The sequence below is a fragment of the Vibrio sp. 1078-1 genome, assembly GCF_033340475.1.
In genome coordinates this window covers 1-690 of sequence record NZ_JAWOWM010000373.1, presented here as the reverse complement: position 1 = coordinate 690, position 690 = coordinate 1, and the positions used below count along the sequence as shown (strand labels likewise).

General features: G+C 50.1%; 1 protein-coding gene. It reads left to right on the top strand.

Going from position 1 to position 690, the window contains the following annotated elements:
* Nucleotides 1–40: 40 nt before the first annotated feature.
* On the top strand, nt 41–690 hold a 650-nt coding region (locus R7190_RS27655; RefSeq protein ID WP_318137904.1), incomplete at its 3' end, for a DNA-processing protein DprA.

Below are 690 nucleotides of genomic sequence, written 5' to 3'. Positions count from 1 at the left end.
GTCTCTGTGGTTTCGCCTCTGACGCAAGAGTCGACCACCAATGAAACCACGCAATAACGACAGTGACCTTGCTGCCTGGCTTAAGCTGAGTTGCTTGCCAGGCATCGGTGGGGTCAAAATGAATAAGCTGCTCGCCAAAGATACGCCTCGCAATATCATCAATTCCTCTTCTGATCAGCTCTATCAATTGGGTTTGACGAACAAACAGTTGCAAGCTTGGGCTTCGGCCGATAAAGAGGTCGATGCTTGTTTAACGTGGCTAGCCACTTCTACAAATCATCACATCCTGACGCTGGCCGATCCTTTATATCCCTCTTTACTCAAGCAAGTTGTCGCTCCGCCTCCGTTGTTATTTGTCGAGGGGAATCCTACCTTTTTATCGCAACCACAAATTGCCATGGTGGGCAGCCGTAACGCCAGTTTTGATGGTTTACACCATGCACGTCAATTTGCGGCAGAGTTGGCTCAGCAAGAATTGATTGTCACTAGCGGCTTAGCGCTTGGGATTGATGGCCATGCTCATGATGGTGCGCTACAAGCGGGTGGTAAGACGATAGCTGTGCTCGGGTCTGGTTTAGAACATGTTTATCCTGCTCGTCATCGTGGTTTAGCGCAGCGAGTAACAGAAAATGGCGCACTGGTTTCTGAGTTTCGCCCCAATGCCAAGCCTCGCGCAGAAAACTTTCCGCG